The organism is Nonomuraea sp. KM90, from assembly GCF_052246675.1.
Lineage (GTDB): Bacteria > Actinomycetota > Actinomycetes > Streptosporangiales > Streptosporangiaceae > Nonomuraea.
In genome coordinates this window covers 1-1,217 of the sequence record NZ_JBQQCB010000367.1, presented here as the reverse complement: position 1 = coordinate 1,217, position 1,217 = coordinate 1, and the positions used below count along the sequence as shown (strand labels likewise).

Here is a 1,217-nt window from a genome sequence, read left to right as displayed (position 1 = left end):
CAGGTACCAGTACCAGCCCAGGGCGATGACCAGGCGCGATGCCAGTGCGGGGTCGGTGGTGTGCTCCAGCGTGGCCCGCAGGTTGGGCGCCTCGGCGTCGAGGCGGTCCAGCCACCGCCGCTGGGCCGCACCTCGCAGGTGCGGCTCGGCCTGTTCGGCCAGGTCGGTGTAGTAGAGGTCGCGGCGCTGGAAGACGGGATCGCCGGGGGCGAGCCGTTCGAGGCAGTAGGCGGCGATCGACTCCAGCAGCCGGTAGCGGTTCCCGCCGGAGGATTCGACCATCGACCGGGCGACCAGCTGGTCCAGCAGATCGGCCACGTCAAGCCCGGGGCTCGCGCAGACCGCCTCGGCTGCCTCCAGGGTGCAGCCGCCCGGGTGTACGGCCAGCCGGAGCAGGATCAGCCGCTGTTGCTCGGTGAGCTGCTCCCAGCTCCAGTCGATCACCGCGCGCAGGGTCTGCTGGCGGGCGGGCCGTCCCCGGCCCGAGACGGTGAGCAGGTGGAAGCGGTCGTCCAGCCGGTCGGCCACGCCGCGGACGCCCAGCGCGCGGACGCGGGCGGCGGCCAGTTCCAGCGCCAGCGGCAGGCCGTCCAGCCTCCTGCAGATCGCCGCCACCGACGGCGCGCTGGCCTCGTCCAGCACGAACCCGGGCGCGGCGGCCGCGGCACGGGCCACGAACAGCTGTACGGAGCCGGCTCGCGCGGGATCCGCTCCCGGCACCGGAAGCTCCAGCGGCGGCACCGCGTACAACGTTTCCCCGGGGATCGCCAGCGACTCCTGGCTGGTGGCCAGCACCCGCAGGCCGGGGGCGGTCCGTAGCAGCAGGTCCACCAGCTCGGCGACCGGTTCTGTCAGGTGCTCGCAGTTGTCCAGCACGAGCAGCAGCCGCCGGCCGCGCAGGGCGTCGGCGAGCCGGTGCGCCGGCTCGGCCGGCCGCACGCCGGGACGCGAACCGGTCGCCGTGTCGTCGCGGACGCCCAGCTCGGCGGCCACCACCTCGGCCACGGTCGCCGTCTCGCCCGAGGTGCCCGCCAACTCCACCAGCCACACCCCATCGGGGAAGGCGTCGTCGGCGCGCTCTGCGACCGCCAGTGCGAGCCTAGTTTTGCCGACGCCGCCCGGACCCTTCAACGTGACCAGGCGCGCCGAGCCGAGCAGGGCGCCGGCCTCGGCCACGTCCTGCTCGCGGCCGATCAGTGCGGTCAGGGGGGCGGACA

The 1,217-nt window shown here is 74.8% G+C and carries 1 protein-coding gene; it reads right to left on the bottom strand.

All coding sequences use genetic code 11. From position 1 onward, the window contains the following. Positions 1-1,217 (bottom strand): ATP-binding protein (locus tag ACTWPW_RS64265; RefSeq protein ID WP_443175052.1); only part of this gene is annotated, 1,217 nt, incomplete at both ends.